The following is a 4,168-nucleotide window of genomic DNA, read 5'->3' as shown; positions in this document are numbered from 1 at the left end:
GGTCTTAGTTGGCGAACTTGGTGGTTCCCGGAGGAGCCGTGAGGGTGTTGATCAGGTCGATACCAGCGACAACCAGGGTGGGTCCACCGGCAATGATGGTGCCGGCAATTCCGCCGATGGTCGCACCGAGGGGCACAGACGCCAGACCAACGGGCCCACCCAGAAAGCCGAGGCCGCCCGCCAAGGCGCCGATCGCGGTTCCGGTGAATCCTCCGATGGCGGTCGCGATACCGAGCTGCGACGCGAAGGTCTGCTGCGCCTTGAGATTCTCGTCAGGCGAGGCGACCGGCGTGGCACCGATGCTGCGGGAGTTCGCAGAGGCCTTGGTCAGGTCGAGCTGCGGCACCAGACGGAGCGTCTTGCCGTCGTCGTCGACGTTCTGCTCGTACGGGAAGTTCAGGCCGCCCAGGTTGAAGGACAGCGGGAGCGTCACAACGACCTTGTCGGCCGAGTCGAGCACGTCGACCGTCTTGCCGTCGTCGGCGACCTTGAACACGCCTGCATCGATCGTCGTGACGATCGTGCGGTCTTCGAGCTTGGATTCGTAGCCGATGTCTTCGCCGGTGGCGGGGGCAGCCGGGGTCGGATCTGCATAGGCAGTGCCGCTGGCGAGACCCATTGCGGATGCGACGAACGCAGCCGTAACGACCAGTTTGCTGAGTTTCATTGTGAAGATGTTCCGTTTCTATGCAGTCGTGCCTGGCAGTACCTAACCGAGTCCGTCAGTTGCGAATTACCCCGGACCAAATCCGCGAAAAGTCGGTTCGGGCAGCAGCATAACTTACAAGTCCGACCGAGCGTTATTGTCTTGACGCCGTTTCGAGTCCCTTCGGTAGCCCCACGTCACTTTCTGCTCACCTTCACCCGAAAACAGACAGGGCGCCGCCCGTCAATCCAACCTCGACTTGTGCAGGAAGCGGCGCTGTCGACTCGCTCCGTGAACGTAGTGAACACAACTTAGGTCTGCCTGCGCAGCAGAGCTGTCGCACAGTGGGCATAACGTGACCGGCAGGACACGACCTACCGACCGGTTCAGCCCACCGCGAGGAAATCACGTCCCGCGATCGACCAGCGCCTCGCCCGGCGTCGCGCTTAAGTTACTCGCCAGTAACACTGGAGTTGTTACCGACGGGTAGCGTCGCTACTCTTAGGCTCATCGGGCTGACCCGAGGTAGCTCCCCCCGCTACCGCTGAACGAAAGGCCGCTTACATGAACGCCCTGACGATCACGTTGGGCACGGTCGGTGCGCTGCTCAGTCTCGTATGTTGGGCGTACTTCTTCCGCGGCATCTACAAAATGGTGGGCGCGATTGCGCAGGGCCAGCCCGACAAGTCGCGACTGCGCCCCTTCATCCCGCGCTTCAAGCAGATGATGATCGAATTCGTCGCGCACACGCGGATGACGAAGTTCCGCACTGTCGGCTGGGCCCACTGGCTCGTCATGGTCGGCTTCCTCGGCGGATTCCTCCTCTGGTTCGAGGCGTACGGGCAGACGTTCAATCCCGAATTCCACTGGCCGATCTTCGGCAACACGTTCGCGTGGCACCTGTGGGACGAGCTCCTCGGCATCGGCACCGTCGTCGGCATCGTCACCCTCATCGTCATTCGCCAGCTCAACCATCCGCGCAAGCCCGAGCGTCAGTCGCGCTTCGCAGGCTCGCGGATGAAGGTCGCCTACGTCATCGAGGGCATCGTGCTCCTCGAGGGCCTCGGCATGATCCTCGTCAAGGCAGGCAAGATCGCGACCTACGGGCACGCGAACGTCTACTCCGACTTCTTCACCATGCAGGTTGCCAAGTTGCTCCCCGCGAGCCCCGAACTGGTGTCCGTGTTCGCGTTCGTCAAGCTGATGACCGGCATGATCTGGCTGCTCATTGTGGGCCGCAACATCAACTGGGGCGTTGCGTGGCACCGGTTCACGGCGTTCCCCAATATCTACTTCAAGCGCGAGGCCGACGGCGGAGTCGCCCTCGGTGCAGCCAAGCCGATGATGTCCCGCGGCAAGGTCCTCGACATGGAAGAGGCCGACCCCGACGTCGACGCTTTCGGCGCAGGCAAGATCGAGGACTTCACCTGGAAGGGCTGGCTCGACTTCACCACCTGCACCGAGTGCGGCCGCTGCCAGTCGCAGTGCCCCGCATGGAACACCGGCAAGCCGCTCTCCCCCAAGTTGCTCATCATGTCGCTCCGCGACCACGGCAACGAGAAGGCCCCGTACCTGCTGGCCGGCGGCAAGAAAGACATGGCCGGAGACGAGATCGGTCTCGTCGACGCCGACGGCAAGCCGGACCAGGCCAAGCTCGACAAGATCCCTCAGTCCGCGCGTGACGAAGCCGATCGCAAGCTCGTCGCCGACGCCATCGAGGGCGGCATCATCGACCCCGAGGTTCTGTGGAGCTGCACCACCTGCGGTGCGTGCGTCGAACAGTGCCCAGTCGATATCGAGCACGTCGACCACATCATCGACATGCGCCGCTACCAGGTGCTGATCGAATCGGAGTTCCCGTCCGAGCTCGCAGGTTTGTTCAAGAACCTCGAGAACAAGGGCAACCCCTGGGGTCAGAACGCCAAGGACCGTCTCAACTGGATCAACGAGATGGAATTCGACATCCCGGTCTTCGGCCAGGACGCCGATTCGTTCCAGGATTACGAGTACCTCTTCTGGGTCGGTTGCGCCGGCGCCTACGAGGACCGCGCGAAGAAGACCACCAAGGCCGTCGCCGAGCTGCTCGCCACCGCGGGCGTCAAGTTCATGGTGCTGGGCGCCGACGAGACCTGCACCGGCGACTCTGCTCGCCGCGCAGGCAACGAGTTCCTGTTCCAGCAGCTCGCGATGCAGAACATCGAGACGCTGAACAACGTGTTCGAAGGCGTCGAGCAAAAGAAGCGCAAGATCGTCGTCACGTGCGCCCACTGCTTCAACGCTCTCGGCAACGAGTATCCGCAGGTGGGCGGCGAGTACGAGGTCGTGCACCACACCCAGCTGCTCAACCGCCTGGTGCGTCAGAAGAAGCTCATACCGGTGGCATCGGTCAGCCAGGACGTCACCTATCACGATCCGTGCTACCTGGGCCGTCACAACAAGGTGTACGACGCACCCCGTGAGCTCATGGCCGCGGCCGGCTCCAACCTGAAGGAAATGCCGCGTCACGGTGAACGGTCGATGTGCTGCGGCGCCGGTGGCGCGCGCATGTGGATGGAAGAGAACATCGGCAAGCGCATCAACATCGACCGGGTCGACGAGGCTTTGCAGACCAACCCGAAGAAGATCGCGACCGGCTGCCCGTTCTGCCGCGTCATGCTCACCGACGGTGTCACCGCACGTCAGGAAGGCGGCGCCCACGAGGGTGTCGAGGTCGTCGACGTCGCGCAGCTGATGCTCGAGTCGATCACCCGGGTCGAGTCGTCTGTTCTCGCGCAGAACATCAAGGTGGTTCAACCCGAGCGTGCCGCGACACCGGCGGAAAATCTCGCAACCGAGAAGGCATCGGCGGTCGAAGAAAAGGGCCGTGTCGAGGAGATCGAGATCGCTGCCGAAGGCGGCGACCCCGAAGAGGCGACGAAGAAGGCGCAGCCCGCGAAGGCAGGCGGCGGCCTGAAGATGAAGGGTCTGGCCAAGGCGCCGGGCTCCAAGACTCCGGGTGCTCCGGCTCCCGGCAAGGTGGCCGGACCGAAGTCGACCGCAGGCGAATCCGGTGATACAGCTGAGGACGCTTCCAAGCCCAAGGGCCTCGGCCTGGCCGGCGGAGCAAAGCCTCCGGGCAGCAAGGGTCTGCAGCTCAAGGGCAAGGCACCAGGCGGCAAAACCGGCGCACCAGCGCCCGGTAAGCATGCTGCCGCACCCGCAGCGGGTGCCGAAGCTTCGACCACTGCCGAAGCACCGGCGGATACCTCGTCGGAATCCACGCCCACCGTCAAGCCCAAGGGGCTGGTAGTGAAGTCCGGCTTCAAGAAGCCAGGCGCCAAGGCACCGGGCAAGCCTGCCGAGTCCGCACCCGCAGCAACGGAGGCCGAAGCACCGAAGGGTGAAGCCGCTCCCGCTGCAGAGGCTCCGAAAGCCGACACGGCTCCATCCGCCGAAGCGTCGGAATCCAAGCCGACGGTCAAGCCGAAGGGACTGGCAGTGAAATCTGGGTTCAAGAAGCCCGGCGCAAGGACGCCGGGGAAG

2 protein-coding genes are annotated in these 4,168 nt (G+C 63.7%); one reads left to right on the top strand and one right to left on the bottom strand.

All coding sequences use genetic code 11. The annotated features are described in order from the left end of the window. Positions 1-4: 4 nt before the first annotated feature. Positions 5-667, bottom strand: a complete 663-nt coding sequence (locus WBQ44_RS09415) for a DUF8020 domain-containing protein (RefSeq protein WP_495566439.1) — start codon at positions 665-667, stop codon at positions 5-7. 543 nt (positions 668-1,210) lie between these two features. Between WBQ44_RS09415 and WBQ44_RS09410 the strand changes: the two genes are divergently transcribed. Then, on the top strand, positions 1,211-4,168 hold a 2,958-nt coding region (locus WBQ44_RS09410; RefSeq protein ID WP_495566438.1), incomplete at its 3' end, for a (Fe-S)-binding protein.

This window comes from Rhodococcus sp. (in: high G+C Gram-positive bacteria) (assembly GCF_049591685.1).
Taxonomy (GTDB): Bacteria; Actinomycetota; Actinomycetes; order Mycobacteriales; family Mycobacteriaceae; genus Rhodococcoides.
Note: the sequence above shows the minus strand (reverse complement) of the source record. Positions and strands in the feature narration are given on the sequence as shown.